The organism is Peribacillus folii, from assembly GCF_030271255.1.
Classification (GTDB): Bacteria; Bacillota; Bacilli; order Bacillales; family DSM-1321; genus Peribacillus.
The window spans coordinates 59,550-78,014 of the sequence record NZ_JASJOM010000008.1 but is presented as its reverse complement, the minus strand read 5'-3'; the positions used below and the strand labels follow the sequence as shown (position 1 = coordinate 78,014).

Genomic DNA, 18,465 nt, shown 5'->3' with positions numbered 1-18,465 from the left:
CTTTCCATAGGGGGAATTAGAAAAAAAGAGTTAATCTAATGGATTAACATAGAAAGTGTTAATCATAGTATATCCAGCACGTTGAAAAAAAATACACATACCATGACCTATTTTTAAATTAAGCTTGTGTATTATATAAAGTATGCATAACATTCAGAATTTGTTCTTCACTGAAATCCTTGGCTGTCCTTAGGATGAGTTCAGCCTTTTTGGTGCCGATTTCTTCAATTAGCTTTTTGATATCCTCGTCAATGGCCGCTGCATTTCCGGCTGGGGCATCCTTCAAAAATTCCGAGGCTGGAATATCAAGGACCGTGGATAGACGTAATATGGTTTGAGTGTCTGGTACCGATTCACCGGATTCATATTTTTCGATCTTTTTGGTGCCGATTCTTAATTTCAAAGCCAGTTCCTGCTGTGTGAGGTTATGGTCTTCTCGATATTGCCGGATATTCTTTGCGATATTAGACATAGGTAGGCACTCCTTTTTATGGTAATTAATTCTATATGTCATTATTTTACCATATTATAACTTGCAAATATGGATAGGAATATGTAAGTTTTGTGAAAAAAATCATTTGAAAGGGATCTATTTTAATCTAAAAATAGAAATTTTGCTGTCGTGGAAAAGGAAACCAAGGTTAATTGCAACGTATTAGGATAAGGTATATATAAAGATTTTATTTATTTAAATATTATTTCCAAAAAACAAACATTTTTTATGAGTAAAATCCCAAAAAGTATGGTATACTTAACTTTGATTATTTACCAATTATGTGATATAATTTTTTATTGCGTGAAAAGCCGAAAAAATATATATAAAATAGGAGTGTTACCATGTCTGAAAAATTCGAAATTGGTGCGGTAGTTACTGGTAAAGTAACTGGTATTCAACCATACGGTGCTTTTGTTGCTTTAGATGATTCTACTCAAGGTTTAGTTCATATCTCTGAAATTACTCACGGATTCGTTAAAGATATCAATGAGCATTTAAAAGTGGGCGATGAAGTGAAAGTGAAAGTACTTTCAATCGATTCAGCTGCTGGAAAAATCGGATTGTCAATCCGGGCTACAGAAGAGGCTCCAGAGCGTACTGAAGCTCCGAAAAAAGCGCCAAAAAAACGCCAAGCTTCTGTTAAAGCAACTTCTCACATCGAATCTACTGAAGGTTTCAACACGTTGAAAGACAAACTTCAAGAGTGGATCGAACAATCTCAACGCGAAGACCTAATCAAGAAATAATTTTTCTTGAACCGGCAGATCTTTTGATCAGCCGGTTTTTTTGATTGCCGAAATAAAGCCGGGCCAGGATAATCCATGGCCCGGCTTTTATTTACTCACTTTTTCAGCGAGTTGGTTTTGTTTCTGGCTCCCTGGAAATTTCAGGACTTGGTTTGAAGAGAAGACCAAGATTGACCAGACCAGCAATTCCAACCAGTCCATAAATGATACGTGCCAACGCGGCATCTTGCCCGCCGAAGATGGATGCGACTAAGTCAAATTGGAAAAAGCCTATCAATCCCCAATTGATCGCGCCGATTATTGTAAGAACAAGTGCCGTTCTTTGTATTCCACTCATTGTACAGCCTCCTTTTTAAAATAAGTTCGTTCTTTATTTATCATGCTTTTTCATCATGTAAATATACATCCTTACAAAAGTTCCGGACGGATTTTTTGTATTTATATGCCACATTGGTCATAATGAAGAAAAGATAAAACTTGCCATTGCCCAGGCCGACGTATTCCAAGCCTCAAAAGAGGGTGATGTGCCATAAAAAGGAGAGAGATCCAATGGAGAATTACACGTATAAAAATCCTACAAAAGTAATTTTCGGGAAAGACCAGCTTGAAAGCATAAAATCCGAAATTCCGGCATATGGAAATAAAGTTTTGCTTGTATATGGGTCAGGCAGCATCAAAAAAAACGGCTTATATGAAAAAGTGGTCAAAGCCTTGGAAGAAATCGATGCCGAGGTGCACGAGCTTGCCGGGGTCGAACCGAATCCACGCATCTCTACCGTTCAAAAGGGTGTGGACCTTTGTAAGCAGCATCACATCGATTTTATTCTTGCCGTCGGCGGCGGAAGCGTCATTGATGCTACAAAGGCAATCGCGGCAGGTGCAAAATATGACGGCAACCCATGGGATCTTGTCATCAAGACGGCGCCAGTCGAAGCGGCATTGCCGTTTGGAACGGTGCTGACGCTAGCTGCAACGGGCTCCGAGGCAAATTCTGGATCTGTCATTACAAACTGGGAAACGAAAGAGAAATACGGCTGGGGCAGTCCATTGGTTTTCCCGCAATTCTCCATTTTAGATCCGGAAAACACATTTTCCGTTCCTGAAAACCAAACGGTATACGGAATGGTCGATATGATGTCACATGTGTTCGAAACGTACTTCCATCCCGAAACGCATGCACCGCTGCAGGACCGTTTCTGTGAATCGCTGTTATTGACCGTGATGGAAACGGCGCCTAAACTGCTGGAAGATCTCGAGAATTATGAGCATCGGGCTACAATTCTGTATGCCGGGCATATTGCCCTTAATGGTTCGCTTGGAGTCGGGTACAGCGGCGATTGGGCGACACATAATATCGAACATGCCGTTTCGGCGGTATATGACATTCCTCATGCCGGCGGATTGGCCATCCTGTTCCCTAATTGGATGAAGCATGTGCTCCATGAAAACGTCTCACGGTTCAAACAGGTTGCAGTCCGGGTGTTCGGTGTCGATCCTGAAGGGAAAACGGATGAAGAAGCGGCGCTTGAGGGGATTGACAGGCTTCGCGCATTTTGGAGCAGCTTGGGGGCGCCGACCACGCTTTCCGATTATGACATCGACGACTCACAGCTGGAGGTCATGGCCGATAAAGCGATGAGCAGAGGGGATTTCGGCCGATTCAAGATCCTGAATCGTGAAGATGTCCTGGCGATCTTACGCGCTTCATTGTAATCAAGCAAAATGTTCCGGTTCCCGCCTTCATGAGGTGGGAATGCGGATTTATTAATCGGGAAAATTCACCAATTACTTTATCCAGTTCTTGATTATGGGAAATACATCAGATAAAGTGAAAGGGAAAGTTACAATTGGAGGAGGAATTTGAATGGGCCATATTCGTTTTGATTATTCAAAAGCCCTGCCGTTTTTCGGCGAGCATGAAATAACGTATTTGCAGGATGCCGTAAAAGTGGCACATCATTCCCTGCATGAACAGACTGGGGCAGGAAATGATTTTCTTGGCTGGATCGACCTGCCTGCAAACTATGATAAAGAAGAATTTTCTAGGATCAAAAAGGCTGCGGCCAAAATCAAGGAAGATTCGGAAGTGCTGCTGGTTATCGGCATCGGCGGATCATATTTGGGAGCCCGTGCAGCGGTTGAGATGCTTCAACACAGTTTTTATAACATATTGCCTTCTGAAAAAAGAAAAACCCCGCAAATCCTATTTGTAGGTAACAATATTAGCTCTACATATATGCAGGACCTGATGGACCTCTTGGAAAACAGGGATTTCTCGATCAATGTCATCTCCAAATCAGGTACGACAACAGAACCTGCCCTGGCTTTCCGGATCTTCCGGAAGCTGCTTGAACAAAAATATGGCGTCGAAGAAGCAAAAGGCAGGATTTATGCGACCACTGATAAAGAAAAGGGCGCATTAAAAACAGTGGCAACGGAGGAAGGCTTCGAAACTTTCGTCATTCCCGACGATGTGGGCGGCCGCTACTCGGTTTTAACGGCTGTGGGCCTGCTTCCGATTGCAGTAAGCGGGGCGGACATCGATCAAATGATGGAAGGTGCCGAAAGTGCCAGAAAAGATTTCGGTTCTTCCGAGCTAGCTGATAATCAGGCATACCAATATGCCGCCGTTCGAAATGTCCTTTACAACAAAGGGAAAACGATTGAAATGCTGATCAACTATGAGCCTGGACTTCAATACTTCTCTGAGTGGTGGAAGCAATTATTCGGGGAGAGTGAAGGCAAGGATCAGAAAGGGATTTTCCCGTCTTCGGCCAACTTTTCGACAGACCTGCATTCTTTAGGGCAATACGTTCAGGAAGGACGTCGCGATCTTTTTGAAACGGTCATTAAAGTGGATAATGCCCGCCATGAAATCATGATCGAGGAAGCGGATAATGATCTGGATGGGCTGAATTACCTTGCAGGTGAAACCGTGCAATTCGTCAACAATAAAGCATTCGAGGGCACGCTGTTGGCCCATACGGACGGCGGCGTTCCGAACCTGATCGTAACGGTTCCGAAGCTTGATGCGTATACGTTTGGCTACCTGGTATACTTCTTCGAAAAGGCCTGTGCAATGAGCGGATACCTGCTTGGTGTCAACCCATTCGACCAGCCTGGTGTGGAAGCATACAAGGTGAACATGTTTGCACTTTTAGGCAAGCCTGGCTTTGAAGAGAAAAAAGCGGAGCTGGAGAAGCGCTTATAACAAAAAAAGGGATCAAGCAGGATGCACGCCCATCCTGGCTCGGTCCCTTTTTTTTGTTGTGTTCATTAAGGAAAAATTAATGGTCATATCCGATACTCATCAAGAGCAATACGAAAGTGGGGAACAGGTATGCAAATTTTATCAACGGCAAGCTCCGCTTATTCGAAAGCTGGAGCAGGCGATTCGCATATGCAATCAAAGAGCTGGAGAACCGGAGAACGGAGCTGCAGGCAGATATCCGGCAGGTTTACCAAACGGATGACAATGCAAAAGAAAAGGAGCTGAGGCTCAAACAGCTGCAGCGGGAAATGCAGCAAATCGAAAGGCAGCTTCAGCAACTGCAAAGGGTCGGATCCAAGGAGGTAACAACGGGAGAGGAAACGTCGCAAAGGCTTGAGGACCGCTTGGAAATCAGTGATGCAGCCATGCTGCTCTATGCGCAAGCAAACGAAGAATAAGACCATTCCGGTTTTTTTAAACGCTTTTTGGTTATGCTAATAGAAAAAAGCGAAAGAGGTTTTTTACTATGATCAAAATTACTTCTGAGTTGGAAGGGAAAACATTCGGCTTATTCGATCTGGAGACGAAGCTAAAACCTGAAGGCTATGTCATTGGCGGTGGATGGGATTATGACCACGGCTCCTTCGATTATAAAATGGATGACAGCGACGGATACCAATTCCTGCGTGTCCCGTTCAAGGCCATTGATGGTTCGCTCGATCAAGATGGCGCGATGGTCGAGCTTTTACAGCCCTTTTTGTTATCCCATAAGTATGAGGACGGCATTGATGATGAAGGGAATATAGGAAATCTTTCGGCCTCCTTCAACCAATTTGCCGAACCTGAAGATCCGGATGCCGACTTTCCGGAAAACTATATCTCTTATGGAAAATCGCTTGTCCGTGATCTGGAAAAGCTGTTATTACATTAATCATCAATGATGAGCAGGATGTCATTGCCATGGACGATCGCATCGGCAGGGGGCTTGATTACGGTCTCGCCTCCTGATAGGATGCCAATCAGCAATATATCCCGCTCCAGCAGCTCCGTTCCCAACCGCTTGAACGTCCTTTCCGCCCATTCCTCTTGAAGCGGCAGCTGCCTGATTTTCAATCCGGCCCATTCATTTTGCTCTTCCGCTTCCCTGAAGATGCCCTTTGATAAGCACTCCTGCATAAATTCACTTGCGAATTTATTCGTTTCGACGATTCCGTCCGCCCCAGCACGCAAAGCATTTTCCTTTTGTTCATGCGTCAGTATTTCGACCAGGCAATACACATCGGGGTTCAATCCCTTGACGGCCAGCAGCGTTAAGATCGAAAACATGTCCGTTTGCAGCTCGTCCTGCTTGAGATCGGCAGTGATGAGAACTCGTATCGCCTGCGTTACATTCGCTTTCTTCAAAACGGAATCCAATGTCGCTTTTCCATGCACGAAGTGGATATTCGTCCTTGGCAGCGGATGCTTTTGCAGCGTATCGTCGATCAGGACAATGGATTGATGGTGCATGCGGTCATGGATATTTTGAATGATGCGTTTGGAGCGTCCATTCCAGCCCACAATGATGAAATGTCCTCCGCCTGAGAAGTCTTTCCTTCCTGTAAGGAAGAGCTGTTCCGTGGAAATGGACATTTTTGCAATATGTGCAAAATAAGAGGTGATCAGTCCTACACCCGATAAAATGAGGATGATGCCGATGATTTTGCCAAGGCTGGTCACCGGGGTGTAATCTCCATAGCCGACCGTTGACATGGTGACGATGGCCCACCAGATGCCATCAAGCAAGGTCGGGAACCGCTTGGGCTCGACCAGGTGAATCAATAGCCCGAAGGAAAATAAAAATAAGGCAATTATCGAAAGTAATCGGATGAAACGCGGAATTCTGGGCACGGCATTATTGAACGGGTTGATTCTGATCATGTTATCACATCCCTTAAGCTGATCCTTTTAGTATGGACAAGAAAGACTTGGCTCATAAGGGGAGGGCGGAAAACTTTGAATCACGGCAAAAAGCCTTCCGGCAAACTCCGGAAGGCTTTTATGTCTGAGTCACATATCCCAATCAAACCTGGACTTCGTGCTCGATATGGAATATTATGCTCGGTCATGCTGAATTATTCCTGATGCTTGCCAAAAAGGCTGAGCCGCGTTCACACCCTTCTGCGTACGTTGAAGTTATCGCTGATAAGCAGCCAGTTCTGCGGGAAGGATAAGCCTAGTTTCCAATAACTCATCCCCCTAAGATTCAATTCCTTAATCAAGTCGAATTTTGCCTGGATCGAACGGGCGTCCTCGAACCAGACCTCATGCTGCCTATCCTCAATATCCGTATAATTGAAGTGAGGGGCCTGCGCGGTTTCGTCATATTCGATGGAAACGTCATTGTCGGCAGCGAGCTGGATCGCCTGCTGAGGGCTTACGGCCCTTGCCGTCGATCCTTGTACGAAAGGCAGGGTCCAATCGTATCCATATAAATTCTGGCCCATCAGGATCTTGTTGGATGGGATATCGGTAATGGCATATTCCAGCACATCACGAACGGGTCCGATCGGTGACACGGCCATGGCCGGCCCCCCGCTATATCCCCATTCATACGTCATAATGATCACGAAGTCGACGATCTCTCCATGTGCCTTATAATCATGTGCCTCATACCAGCGCCCTTTTTGATCCGCACTGGTTTTCGGCGCAAGTGCCGTGGAAATGAACCAGCCTTCTTTCTTGAATCGTTCCTTGGCTTTACGGAGAAATTGATTATAGGCCTCTTTATCAGCCGGCCGTAAATATTCAAAATCAAAATGTATATCCCTGAATCCATATTTCTTTGCGGTCGCGACGATATTGTTGAGGAACTTGTTTTGGACGGAGGTATTCGTCAGGATGATTTGTCCAAGCTCATCGCTGAATTGGTCATTTTCCTGATTGGTGATCACCATCATCAGCACGTTTTTATTTTCTCTGGCGATGGCCGGGAAATTATTGAGCAAGGGCTCCTTTAAAGAGCCGTCACGAAGCGCCTGAAAGCTGAATGGAGCTAAGTAGGTCAAATAGGGCGCTGCTTCCCTGGCTGCCGTTTCAAGGGCCGGTGCGACCGTCGTACCCCTGGGCTCGACATATCCATTGAATTCGGCTGTCCGCTTCCTGCGCGCCGGTATATAGAGCCGATATCCGACGGAGAGGGATTGACCTTCCGGAAGCCCGTTTATATTGGCCAATTCTTGATAAGGGACATCGACCTTTTGGGAAATGGAATAGAGACTATCTCCCGGCTGCACGAAATAATAGCTGCCGACGATCGGAATGACAAGGGCCTGCCCCGAGACAAGATTATTTGGGTTAGGAATTTTATTCGATTCCACGAGCCGATCGACGGTCACGCTGTATGTCTGGGCGATGCCATATAACGTCTGGCCTGGCCTAACCACATGTATTTGCAATGCTTTTCCCTCCTACTGAAAGAAAGTTTCCTAACAGTTTATGAGCAGCCAATGGAAATCATGATAAAGAGCTTTGGAATGAAGAATTTTCAATAAATTGGCAATAATAATTTACGTCCAAAATGCAAATTAATATTAGTAGGAGGTGAAAACACATGGCAAACAACAACAGCAGCAATCAACTAGTAGTAGCTGGCGCAGAGCAGGCTCTACAACAAATGAAATATGAAATCGCAAGTGAATTTGGCGTGAATCTAGGTGCCGACACTACTGCTCGCGCTAACGGTTCCGTTGGTGGAGAAATCACGAAACGTTTGGTTCAAATGGCTGAACAACAATTAGGCGGATCAAACTATTCTCGCTAATTAACTGAATAACATGGCTAAGAAAGAGAAGGGGCATCGGCTCCTTCTCTTTCGCTTTGCTCAGCCGTTCGAATCCAAGGACTTTACCGTTTTTATCGCCCTTTCAGGATAATCCGTCATGATCACGTCAACGCCCATTTTGGCGAGCTTGATGACATCGGCCTCCTCATTAGCGACCCACGGCCTGATTTTATATCCAAGTGTTTTCGCGAGTTCATTGGTCGCTTCCGTCAGGCTGTTTTTATCGGGATGAAAACCGGATTCTTGTTTATCACGCAAGATTTGCTCCAGGTTATCTGGAAGCTCCTCGAACAATAGAGCTCGCTCAAGATCTGGAGCGAGCAGCTTCACCTTTTCGATCGATTGATGGTTAAAGGAGGAGAGGATCACACGATGTTCCATCTTATGATGGCGGATCGAATCGATAATCTTCTGTTCGATGCCTTCATAGGCCAGTTTATCCGTTTTGATTTCGACGTTCATCCATAAGCGATTAGCCTTGGCCCAGTCGAAAACTTCGCCCAGGAAAGGAATTCGCTCCCCGATGAATTCCTTGGCGTACTTGACCCCGGCATCCCCCGTTTTCAGCTGTTGGGCCGTATATTCCTTCACATACCCGGTAAGGGAGGTGGTCCGGTCGAGCGTTTCATCATGGATGATGACCAATTCCCCGTCAGCGCTAAGATGGACATCGAATTCGATCCCATCCGCTCCCGTTTCGGCAGCCTTTTGGAAGGCGGCAATGGTATTTTCCGGGTGCGTTCCCTTCGAGCCTCTATGGGCGAAAATTTTTATGTTTTGCAAAATCATCACATCCCCTTTAAACTGATCTAGAACCTATCATACCCTTACCCACAAAATGTTTCAGCAATGTTTAATAGACAATATTTTAAACAACGCGTAAAATACATATGGTATTTCCATAAATAGGTGTTCGAATTAAGAGGTGAATAAAATGAATATGTGGGAAATTTTTGTTGCAGTTGTCCTTGGTCTTGTAGAAGGATTAACTGAATTTGCGCCTGTGTCGTCTACAGGGCATATGATCATCGTCGATGATTTATGGCTGAAATCGACCGATATCTTCGGGAGTGAAGTGGCCAATGCTTTCAAGGTCGTCATTCAGCTCGGTTCGATACTCGCTGTCGTCGTGCTCTTCTGGGGCCGGTTCATGGACTTGCTTGGGTTGAAGAAATTGAAAGATACAAGTGCTGTGAAGGGTCCTAGGCTCAATCTATTGCAGATATTCGTCGGATTGCTGCCGGCGGGCGTTTTTGGTCTTTTATTCGAAGATTACATCGATGATAACTTATTTACGATAAAGACAGTCATCATCGGGTTATTCCTTGGCGCGTTCCTGATGATCGCTGCGGATAAATTCCGTCCGAAGCTTACTGCCGAGACGGTTGACCAGATCACGTACAAGCAAGCACTTGGAGTCGGGTTGATCCAATGTCTGTCATTATGGCCGGGGTTTTCCCGTTCAGGTTCGACGATTTCAGGCGGGGTGCTTTTAGGGATGAGCTATCGGGCTGCTTCCGATTTCACGTTCATCATGGCCGTGCCGATCATGGCAGGTGCCAGTCTGTTGAAGGTCGTCAAGTATTGGGATTCTTTCACGCCTGAAGTTCTGCCATTCTTCATTGCAGGTTTCATCAGTGCCTTCATCTTTGCTTTATTCTGCATCCGCTTTTTCTTGATTTTAATCAATAAAGTGAAATTGACGCCATTTGCCATCTACCGGATCGTTTTGGCAGTGATCTTATTATTCATTATCTGGTAATATGATTCAAAGCGTGAAAAGCTTCAGGAATCCACCCCGTTTAATAGGGGTGGGTTTTTTTGCGTCCGAAAATATACAACGAATGATTTAGTTTATTATTAATTTTAAGTTCGCTTTTATTTGCGTTAAATACTCGAAATTCTTTAACGGATTAAAAAATATTCGGTTTTTGGAGAAGTTGCAAACATAAATAGGAAAAAAATTTGCGGAAAAAAAACGCTTTGAGCACAGTGATATCAAGGTATCTTTCTTTTTGTAAAAAAATTCAAACTATTCCATAAACTATTCTCATATAATTTTTATGATATAATTTTAGTGTAAAATAAATACAAGTGTACACGCAGGGAGGACAAAATGGGAAATGATCAGTTGAAGAAAACGATCGGCTTTTGGGTCGGAACATCAATAGTAGTCGGCACGGTCATCGGTTCCGGTATTTTCATGAAACCTGGTGACGTGCTTGAGTTAAGCGGCAATTCAACCATGGCGTTATTAGCTTGGTTGATAGGCGGTCTCATTACCCTGGCAAGCGGCTTGACGATCGCTGAAGTGAGTACGCGCATTCCTAAAACGGGTGGCTTATATGTTTACCTTGAAGAAGTGTACGGAAAAGTTTGGGGCTTCCTCTGCGGCTGGGTGCAAACGTTGGTATATGGACCTGCTGTCATGGGTGCACTCAGTTTATATTTCGGGTTATTGGTGTCTGGAATTTTCAATATATCCTCTGATTACACGCTGGCAATTGGAATCATAACGATCGTTTTCTTGGCTGCGATGAACTTGCTTGGGACGAAGTACGGCGGGATCATCCAAACCTTATCGACCGTCGGCAAACTGATCCCCATCCTTTTCATCGCCGTTTTCGGCATGGCTCAAGGTGATATGCCAGTTTTCAATGTAACGAGTGAAAGTTCCATGAAAATCAGTATGGCTGGAGCGATATTGGCTACCCTTTGGGCGTATGATGGCTGGATGAACGTCGGCTTCATGGCAGGAGAGATGAAGAATCCCCAAAAAACATTACCGCGCGCAATCATTACAGGCATCCTCGTGGTCATGGTCGCATACTTGGCCGTTAACCTTGCCATGCTTCATGTGTTGGGGGCAGAGGGTGTCGTCGCTCATGGCACGAATGCTGCGAATGTGGCAGCAACGATGCTATTTGGTGAATTGGGCGGGAAATTGATCGCAATCGGAATCTTGATTTCGATATTCGGTTGCTTGAACGGGAAGCTCCTCACGTTTCCGCGGATTACCCTGGCGATGGCTCATGATAAAATGATGCCTGGGCATAAGCAAATCGGGAAAATATCGCCAAGGTTCAAGACGCCGATCAATGCGACGATTTTACAGGTGATCATCTCGATCATCATGATGGTTGTGACAAATCCTGACAAACTTACGAATATGGCGATTTTCTCCGTCTTCAGTTTTTATGGATTGGCTTTCTTTGCGGTCTTCATCCTGCGCAAGAGAGATCCGGATGCCAAAACATATAAAGTTCCGCTCTATCCGATCATTCCCATCGTCGCGATTGCAGGTGCCGTCTATATTGTGGCAAGCACATTGATCGATACGCCGCTGGATGCCTTGTATTCGTTAATCATCCTCGTCATCGGCATGCCCGTATACTGGCTGCTTAAAAAAAGCGAGCGTGTGAGAGGCTGAACGGAATATGGATGAAAAAACCCCTTCACTTCTTACAGTGAAGGGGTTTTTCATGATGCGAAAACGCTTGCCCAGCCCAAGCTTCATGAATGTTGCAAAATAGACAACCGTGCTCGTTCGTATTAACATAGGGGGAAAGTTTAAATCACGAAGGGTCTGAATGAAAGTGAATTATATCGAGCCAGCTGGAAAATCATTCAAGATGACAATCTTGGCTTTATTTCTTGGCAGTTTTGTAACGTTTGCCGATTTATATAGTACGCAGCCTGTCATTCCGGTATTCGCCAAGCAATTCGGCGTCTCGCCTGCAACGGCAAGTTTGACATTATCATTTGCGACAGGGACGCTTGCCATCTGTTTATTGCTCGTTTCCTTTTTCTCGGAAAATATCGATCGAAAAAAAATAATGGGGACAGCGCTCACGTTATCTGCGATATTATCCATATGCGTCAGCTTCATCCAGGATGACCTGCACATCCTGATTACGATACGGGCAATACAAGGAGCAGTGCTTGCCGGCTTCCCGGCCATTGCCATGGCTTATATCAATGAAGAATTCCACCCGAAAAGCCTGGGCTACGTGATGGGGATATATGTGAGCGGCTCGAGCATCGGCGGCCTGGCAGGAAGGCTGATTGTCGGCGTGCTGACCGACCATTTTTCATGGAATGTAGCGATTGGCAGCCTTGGGGCTTTAAGCCTGCTCATCAGCCTGTTCTTTTGGTGGATGCTTCCCCCTTCCCAGCATGCCATTCGCAATCAAGTGTCATTATCGCGAATCAAAGCCTCGCTTATCCATAACTTGAGGAATGGCAGGCTCGTCCTCTTATTCAGTATGGCTTTCCTATTAATGGGGTCGTTTGTTACCATTTATAACTTTGTGGGTATACCATTAATGGGACCGCCCTATCATTTATCACAGACATTGATTGGCTTCATTTTCATCATTTATCTTGTTGGGACATTCAGCTCCACTTGGATGGGAAGGCTTGCCGATCAATATGGCCGCAAGGGCGTCCTCCTTTCCGGAATCGCCATCATGCTGATGGGGGCGCTAATGACCTTAGCGGAACCGCTGCTGCTGAAAATCCTGGGGCTTGCTCTGTTCACATTCGGTTTTTTTGGAGCTCACTCCATTGCAAGCAGCTGGATCGGAAGGTTAGCCGAAAAAAGCGAAAAAGCACAAGCTTCCTCCCTATATTTGCTGTTTTATTATGCAGGATCCAGTGTCGTGGGAGCATCAGGCGGATTATTCCTGATGAAGTTCGGTTGGGGCGGGGTCATCTCGGCTGTATCCATCCTTATCATCCTTGCTGCTTTTTGTGTCATTATGGTTAAAAAGGTGAAAAATATATCATGAATTTCCGGCTGCTGAATATAATCTAGTGAAAAAAGGATTTGGAAGAATAGATTGATTAGAGAAGAGGGTAATAGATAGAGTGAATCGGAAAGCTGTAATTCTCATTGGGTTGATAGCCGTATTAACTATTTTGTTCATCGTATACTTAACAAGTCCTGGCAGATTGGCAAAGGTGGAGATCGTTGAAAAGTACTATCCTCATTTCTCCGATGGCAAGGCGGTAGGTTTCAAGACGAACAAGGTCATATCCGTGTCGAAAACCGAAGAGGGTTCCAATTGTGCCATGAAATTCAATAATGGCAAAACGTTTGAAATTGATTGTGACCGGTATTTAACCTATAAAATCGGAGAAACGGTCTACATTACTACTGAAGGCAACCATGTGAAAGAAATCCGGAGAAAAAGGTAAGCTGAGTCATCCAAGCAAAAACCCAGGCCGAAACGGTCTGGGCTTTTTCATTTTTTATTTTTGGTTTTCGTTTTATCTTTTTTATTACGCCGTAAAACATCCAAGATCCTGCGGCTGTTATTTTTACTGTTAATGAGTTCGACTAAATCGCTCATATTTTCGGATTCAAAGTCTTGTTGATTCTTTTTCATGGCAATCCCTCCAAGTCATATAGCATAATACCCCGTTTGTGAATGGGGTAAACGTCTCTTATCATATTGGTAATAGAAGGATTTTATATCACAAACCATAAATAATTTGATAAAATGTGATAAAAGCCCTGTATGGGAGGTCAAAATGGAACAATTAAGATTGATCGGCGAAAAAATTGAAAAATTCAAATACATTCTAGTGGAGCATATTGAATTGTTTGATGAAGAGGATTCCCTCTATGACCTTGCTGCGAGTAAACAGGTAAGGTCGCAGCTTATCCAAATTCATGCTGATGCGCTAATTCATGGCAAGGACGAAGCGTTGGCCAACATGAAAGCTGCAGGAATGGAAATCGGGAAGCGCATCGTCGATATCGGGATCCCTTTGGATAAAAATATTGAGGAAGCCCAGCTGCTCCGCAATCTTTTCTGGAGCTTCATAGAAGAAGAGGTAAGCAACCGGTTTTACTCCATCGAAATATTGCTCAAGGCGAGTTCGATCATCGACTCCATTCTCGATCAATATATTCACTGCATCGCCATAAGTTATGTCAACCATTATAAACAACTGGCCAAGGTGGCAAATGATTCCTTGCAGAAAATAAAAGAGAACGAAGAAGTCATGGAAGAACTGGCGACGCCAATCGTCCAAACCGTACTAAAGGATGTGCTGCTATTCCCGATGATCGGACGCATCGATGACTGGAGAATGGAGTCGATGCAATCGAGGATACTGCAAAAATGTGCGGAGCTGCAAGCGGAAGTACTGATTATTGATTTCTCCGGAATTACGTTTACGAAGGAAGGCGATCTGCTTGTCTTGCTTAAGCAATTGGTAGGGGCACTGTCGCTAATGGGAACGGAAACGATCGTTGTCGGCTTCTCCCCTGATGTGGTTAAACGGATCGTCAAACTCGATTTCGCCGATAAGGTAAAAGCATTCCTATCGTTCGCCAAGGCAATGGAATTCATCTTTAAGCAAAGAGGACTGGCCCTTCAGCCAATATGATGGAGATATCCTTATCAGGGTATCTTTTTTTAAAAAGCTTCGAAATCGCGAATCTAAAGGAAGGTGGCTGAAGAATGTTTACCAAGAAGAATGAAGATCCGCATGAACCATTCCAAAAATGGTACTGCATAGGAATCATGACAGACAACGGACTCGAGGATGAAGAATATGATGCATTATCCAAGCGCATCCGCGACTCGATCCAAAATGTATCGGTCATATCGGACCTCGTCCGGGTTGAATGGGACACCCAAAAACTGCAAAGCCTGAATGAACGCTTCCAGCATCCTGCATACTCCGATCCTTGTTTCATCATCAACGAACTCATACCAGAAGATATAAAAAGGGAAAGAAAGCTACTGGAAAAAAACCATAAATGGAAAAGAATCTTCGGCTTCCTCTCCCCGATCGAATACATGGTAGCAGAAACAAAGGCCGCCCATGACTTTGACAAAGCCCTCCTCTACACGGATGACGTAGATGAAGTCATAGCATACATACTGGCAAATAGCTAAGCAAAAGCACCGATACCAGGGTATCGGTGCTTTTTACGTTCATCAAGAATGCAGGAAAGCTCCACTCGCGAGTAAAAAGCTTCAATATCGAGAACGCGCCCAATTGGCGAGTAAAAGGCCGAAACTGGCGAGTAAATCATCCGAATTGGCGAGTAAAAGCTCGAAATTGGCGAGTAAACCCTCCGAATTGGCGAGTAAACAGCCGAAACTCGCGCGAACGTGCCCAATTCGTGAGAAAACCGTCTAAATTGGGTGAGCAACCGCTCTAAATTCGAGGAATCAGCAAACCTCAAGAGAACGCGCCCAATTGGCGAGTAAAAGGCCGAAACTGGCGAGTAAATCATCCGAATTGGCGAGTAAAAGGCCGAAACTGGCGAGTAAACCCTCCGAATTGGCGAGTAAAAGGCCGAAATTGGCGAGTAAATCATCCGAATTGGCGAGTATCCGCTCTGAATTCGTGTGTAAACAGCCGAAACTCGCGCGAACGTGCCCAATTCTTGAGAAAACCGTCTAAATTGGGTGAGCAACCGCTCTAAATTTGAGGAATCAGCAAACCTCAGTCAAACGCGCCCAATTGGCGAGTAAAAGGCCGAAATTGGCGAGTAAATCATCCGAATTGGCGAGTAAAAGCTCGAAATTGGCGAGTAAACCCTCCGAATTGGCGAGTAAACGCCCGGAATTGGCGAGTAACCACTCCAAATTCACGAGTAACCGCTCCGAATTCGTGTGCAGTCAGCCGAAACTCGCAGCCTTACCGAGCGAAAACGGCAGTTACACGGAAAACTGGCAAAATTGACGGAGGTTGGTAGGAAAGATGGCGGGAGGCGCTGAATATCTTAAGTAGAAAGAAAGAGAGTGTTCAATGGGAGAGGGAGATGAGTCTATGGAAATTGCCGTACCTCAGCAAAGGCCGAAATGGAAGTGGCGAAGGCGTGCGTTATGGAGTTTGGGTATATTGATTGTGCTTTTGCTGGCTGTTCTTGTTGCCGCAAATGTCTTTCTTGCGCGGACCCTGCCTGCAACGAAGGGGGAAATTTCACTGCCTGGTCTTTTGAAACCGGTTACGGTGGTGAGGGATTTGAGAGGGGTTCCGCATATCCAGGCGGCGAATGAGCATGATTTGTATTTAGTTCAGGGGTATATCCAGGCACAAGATCGTTTGTTTCAAATGGATTTAAGCAGGCGTCAGGCGTCAGGAAGATTGAGCGAGGTGATTGGTGAGAAGACGGTGAAAAATGATAAGTATTTCCGCACGCTGGGGTTGAGGCGAGCGGCAGAGGCCTCGTATGCTGCCTACTCAAGCGAGGGCAAGGAAGCGCTGGATGTGTTTGCCGAGGGGGTCAATCTCTATATCGGTGAGCTTAAGGAGAATGGAAAATGGCCGGTCGAGTTCACTTTACTCGGATATGAACCAGAGAGGTGGACAGCCGTCGATTCGCTGACGATTGGAAAGTATATGGCCTTTGATTTAGGCGGGAACTGGGAGGACCAGGCTTTCAGGCAGTATTTGCTGCAAACCTTTCCAAAGGAAAAGGCGTATGATTTATTCCCGGATTATCCGAAGAGTGCTCCTTATATCATCAGTAAGGAGGAGCTGGATATTGAAAAAAGCTTCGCCTCGGCCGTCGTTCCTTATGAATTCAATGGCAGCAATAATTGGGTCGTGTCGGGAAGCAAAACCGATTCCGGCAAGCCTTTATTGGCCGATGATCCGCACCTGGGGCTGGCTACGCCATCGGTTTGGTATCAAATGCATTTGGAAGCACCGACAGTCAATGTGAGCGGCGTGATTTTTGCCGGAATTCCGGGGATCATCCTCGGCCATAATGAAAAGATCGCGTGGGGAGTGACCAATACGGGGCCGGATGTCCAGGATTTGTTCATTGAGAAGAGGAACCCGGAGAACGAGGAGGAATTTGCCTTCAAGGATAAATGGGAAAAAGCTGAAATCGTCGATGAGCCGATCAAGGTGAAGGACGGTAAGACACTTGATTATGAAGTGACGGTTACCCGTCATGGACCCGTCATCTCCGAGTTTGCCGGCAAAAGCGGGAAAGATACGGTCCTGGCGTTAAGGTGGACGGCACTTGATCCGTCCGCGGAGCTTGAAGCGGTATTGAATATGAATAAAGCGGAAAACTGGAACGATTTCGAAAAGGCACTATTGAAATTCGAAACGCCGGCACAGAATTTCGTCTTTGCCTCCAGTGATGGGACCATTGCTTATAAGGCGAATGGGAAGATCCCGATCAGGAAAAAAGGAGACAGCATGCTGCCCGTTCCTGGCTGGACGGATGAATATGAATGGAAGGGCTACATCCCGTTTGATGAACTTCCAAAAACGATCAATCCAAAGGAAGGGTTCATTTCGACCGCCAATAATAAAGTCATCTCAGATGATTACCCATACCACATCAGCAATAACTGGGCCCAGCCGTACCGGCAGATGAGGATACAGGAGTTTTTAAAGGCCAATAAAAAGCTGACGGCAGAGGACATGCAAACGTTGCAGATGGACCAGCTGAATCTGCAGGCCAAGGAGTTTGCCCCTCCATTCATCGAGGTATTGAAGGGTTCGTCGGGCAAGCAAGAAGCAGAAGCATTGAGGATCTTGAAGAAGTGGAATCATATTGATTCCGCGGATGAAGCGGCACCGATGATCTTTAATGTCTGGATGCGAAAAATAGGGGATGTCCTGCTTACGGAAGAGATACCGGAGGAAACGCTCAATCTCTTTAACGGACGGCGTTCGGCCATTGACGAACTGCTGCGGCGGGCCCTCGACGGGAAGCCGGGCCCTTGGATCGAAGAGGGCGGCGGACTGGAGCAGGTGCTTGCCAAGTCGCTGCAGCAGACATTAACGGAATTGGAAGAAACACAGGGGAATGATATAGCGGATTGGGAATGGGGAAACTATCATCAGGTACGGTTCAACCACCCATTATCGAGCGTCACCCCGTTGAATTACTTGTTTAACAGCGGCGGCGGGGTGCCTGTCGGCGGCAGCAGCGTCACCGTTCAGGCAGCGGCATTTTTGGAAGATGGCACCGTCAATCATGGCGGCTCCTGGAGGTTCGTCATCGATCTATCCGATATGGGCAAGGCCTATCACCTCGTCGGACCCGGCCAATCAGGAAATGTCAAAAGCGAATGGTACCACGATCAGCTTGACGATTGGGCAGAAGGGACGTACCACCAAACGGTAATGAATGATCCAAAAGGTGACAGGCTGACCTTGAAGCCGGCTCGATGATCACCCTTGCGAAAAAACACCA

22 protein-coding genes are annotated in these 18,465 nt (G+C 45.8%); 16 read left to right on the top strand and 6 right to left on the bottom strand.

The features are described from left to right. Nucleotides 1–118: 118 nt before the first annotated feature. On the bottom strand, nucleotides 119–472 hold the full coding sequence (locus tag QNI08_RS14875) for a helix-turn-helix domain-containing protein (RefSeq protein ID WP_285768194.1): 354 nt from the start codon (nucleotides 470–472) through the stop codon (nucleotides 119–121). A gap of 365 nt (nucleotides 473–837) precedes the next feature. On the opposite strand from QNI08_RS14875, the gene yugI reads away from it, so the two are divergent. Continuing rightward, nucleotides 838–1,242 (top strand): S1 domain-containing post-transcriptional regulator GSP13, encoded by a 405-nt coding sequence (gene yugI, locus QNI08_RS14870; RefSeq protein ID WP_061143894.1) that lies wholly within the window; start codon nucleotides 838–840, stop codon nucleotides 1,240–1,242. Nucleotides 1,243–1,345: 103 nt separating this feature from the next. Here yugI and QNI08_RS14865 read toward each other — a convergent pair whose 3' ends face one another. Beyond that, complete coding sequence (locus tag QNI08_RS14865) at nucleotides 1,346–1,579, bottom strand: DUF378 domain-containing protein (protein ID WP_285768193.1); 234 nt, start codon at nucleotides 1,577–1,579, stop codon at nucleotides 1,346–1,348. Between the two features lie 212 nt (nucleotides 1,580–1,791). Here QNI08_RS14865 and QNI08_RS14860 point away from each other — a divergent pair, with 212 nt between their 5' ends. From QNI08_RS14860 to QNI08_RS14845, 4 genes are all read left to right on the top strand, one after another. Then, nucleotides 1,792–2,955, top strand: coding sequence for an iron-containing alcohol dehydrogenase (locus tag QNI08_RS14860; protein WP_285768192.1), 1,164 nt, complete (start codon nucleotides 1,792–1,794; stop codon nucleotides 2,953–2,955). Nucleotides 2,956–3,106: 151 nt separating this feature from the next. Beyond that, nucleotides 3,107–4,453 carry a glucose-6-phosphate isomerase gene (locus QNI08_RS14855; protein WP_285768191.1) on the top strand — a complete coding sequence of 449 codons (1,347 nt, stop codon included), beginning with the start codon at nucleotides 3,107–3,109 and terminating at the stop codon, nucleotides 4,451–4,453. 116 nt (nucleotides 4,454–4,569) lie between these two features. Continuing rightward, a complete protein-coding gene (locus tag QNI08_RS14850; protein WP_285768190.1) occupies nucleotides 4,570–4,911 on the top strand; it encodes a hypothetical protein in 342 nt (113 codons plus the stop codon). A gap of 68 nt (nucleotides 4,912–4,979) precedes the next feature. Further along, nucleotides 4,980–5,384 (top strand): YugN-like family protein, encoded by a 405-nt coding sequence (locus tag QNI08_RS14845; protein ID WP_285768189.1) that lies wholly within the window; start codon nucleotides 4,980–4,982, stop codon nucleotides 5,382–5,384. On the opposite strand, the gene QNI08_RS14840 is transcribed toward QNI08_RS14845, so the two are convergent. Further along, the gene (locus QNI08_RS14840; RefSeq protein WP_285768188.1) at nucleotides 5,381–6,373 is read right to left on the bottom strand and encodes an ion channel; all 993 of its coding nucleotides are present in this window, start codon (nucleotides 6,371–6,373) and stop codon (nucleotides 5,381–5,383) included. The two genes, QNI08_RS14845 and QNI08_RS14840, sit on opposite strands and share 4 nt — an antisense overlap. Nucleotides 6,374–6,603: 230 nt before the next feature. After that, on the bottom strand, nucleotides 6,604–7,890 hold the full coding sequence (locus QNI08_RS14835) for a glycoside hydrolase family 18 protein (RefSeq protein WP_285768187.1): 1,287 nt from the start codon (nucleotides 7,888–7,890) through the stop codon (nucleotides 6,604–6,606). A gap of 155 nt (nucleotides 7,891–8,045) precedes the next feature. Between QNI08_RS14835 and QNI08_RS14830 the strand changes: the two genes are divergently transcribed. Continuing rightward, on the top strand, nucleotides 8,046–8,255 hold the full coding sequence (locus QNI08_RS14830) for an alpha/beta-type small acid-soluble spore protein (RefSeq protein WP_057912178.1): 210 nt from the start codon (nucleotides 8,046–8,048) through the stop codon (nucleotides 8,253–8,255). A gap of 60 nt (nucleotides 8,256–8,315) precedes the next feature. On the opposite strand, the gene QNI08_RS14825 is transcribed toward QNI08_RS14830, so the two are convergent. Further along, nucleotides 8,316–9,059 (bottom strand): glycerophosphodiester phosphodiesterase, encoded by a 744-nt coding sequence (locus QNI08_RS14825; protein WP_285768186.1) that lies wholly within the window; start codon nucleotides 9,057–9,059, stop codon nucleotides 8,316–8,318. A 151-nt stretch (nucleotides 9,060–9,210) separates the two neighbouring features. Here QNI08_RS14825 and QNI08_RS14820 point away from each other — a divergent pair, with 151 nt between their 5' ends. From QNI08_RS14820 to QNI08_RS14805, 4 genes are all read left to right on the top strand, one after another. Continuing rightward, on the top strand, nucleotides 9,211–10,038 hold the full coding sequence (locus tag QNI08_RS14820) for an undecaprenyl-diphosphate phosphatase (protein ID WP_269800031.1): 828 nt from the start codon (nucleotides 9,211–9,213) through the stop codon (nucleotides 10,036–10,038). Between the two features lie 354 nt (nucleotides 10,039–10,392). Further along, on the top strand, nucleotides 10,393–11,706 hold the full coding sequence (locus QNI08_RS14815; protein ID WP_285768185.1) for an APC family permease: 1,314 nt from the start codon (nucleotides 10,393–10,395) through the stop codon (nucleotides 11,704–11,706). Between the two features lie 160 nt (nucleotides 11,707–11,866). Then, nucleotides 11,867–13,066, top strand: coding sequence for an MFS transporter (locus QNI08_RS14810; RefSeq protein ID WP_285768184.1), 1,200 nt, complete (start codon nucleotides 11,867–11,869; stop codon nucleotides 13,064–13,066). A 79-nt stretch (nucleotides 13,067–13,145) separates the two neighbouring features. Continuing rightward, entirely contained in the window at nucleotides 13,146–13,475 is a 330-nt protein-coding gene (locus tag QNI08_RS14805) for a hypothetical protein (RefSeq protein ID WP_285768183.1), read from the top strand. 47 nt (nucleotides 13,476–13,522) lie between these two features. Here QNI08_RS14805 and QNI08_RS14800 read toward each other — a convergent pair whose 3' ends face one another. Beyond that, nucleotides 13,523–13,666, bottom strand: coding sequence for a hypothetical protein (locus QNI08_RS14800; RefSeq protein ID WP_285768182.1), 144 nt, complete (start codon nucleotides 13,664–13,666; stop codon nucleotides 13,523–13,525). 145 nt (nucleotides 13,667–13,811) lie between these two features. Here QNI08_RS14800 and QNI08_RS14795 point away from each other — a divergent pair, with 145 nt between their 5' ends. The 6 genes from QNI08_RS14795 to QNI08_RS14770 all read left to right on the top strand — a co-directional run bounded on the left by QNI08_RS14795 (nucleotide 13,812) and on the right by QNI08_RS14770 (nucleotide 18,443). Next, nucleotides 13,812–14,675 (top strand): STAS domain-containing protein, encoded by an 864-nt coding sequence (locus tag QNI08_RS14795; protein WP_285768181.1) that lies wholly within the window; start codon nucleotides 13,812–13,814, stop codon nucleotides 14,673–14,675. A gap of 74 nt (nucleotides 14,676–14,749) precedes the next feature. Next, complete coding sequence (locus QNI08_RS14790) at nucleotides 14,750–15,190, top strand: hypothetical protein (protein WP_285768180.1); 441 nt, start codon at nucleotides 14,750–14,752, stop codon at nucleotides 15,188–15,190. Between the two features lie 103 nt (nucleotides 15,191–15,293). Continuing rightward, nucleotides 15,294–15,437 carry a hypothetical protein gene (locus QNI08_RS14785; RefSeq protein ID WP_285768179.1) on the top strand — a complete coding sequence of 48 codons (144 nt, stop codon included), beginning with the start codon at nucleotides 15,294–15,296 and terminating at the stop codon, nucleotides 15,435–15,437. Nucleotides 15,438–15,497: 60 nt separating this feature from the next. Beyond that, entirely contained in the window at nucleotides 15,498–15,704 is a 207-nt protein-coding gene (locus tag QNI08_RS14780; protein WP_285768178.1) for a hypothetical protein, read from the top strand. Nucleotides 15,705–15,728: 24 nt separating this feature from the next. Then, nucleotides 15,729–15,986: a hypothetical protein gene (locus tag QNI08_RS14775; RefSeq protein ID WP_285768177.1), complete on the top strand. Its 258-nt coding sequence runs from the start codon at nucleotides 15,729–15,731 to the stop codon at nucleotides 15,984–15,986. An 87-nt stretch (nucleotides 15,987–16,073) separates the two neighbouring features. Beyond that, a complete protein-coding gene (locus QNI08_RS14770; protein ID WP_285768176.1) occupies nucleotides 16,074–18,443 on the top strand; it encodes a penicillin acylase family protein in 2,370 nt (789 codons plus the stop codon). Nucleotides 18,444–18,465 lie beyond the last annotated feature (22 nt).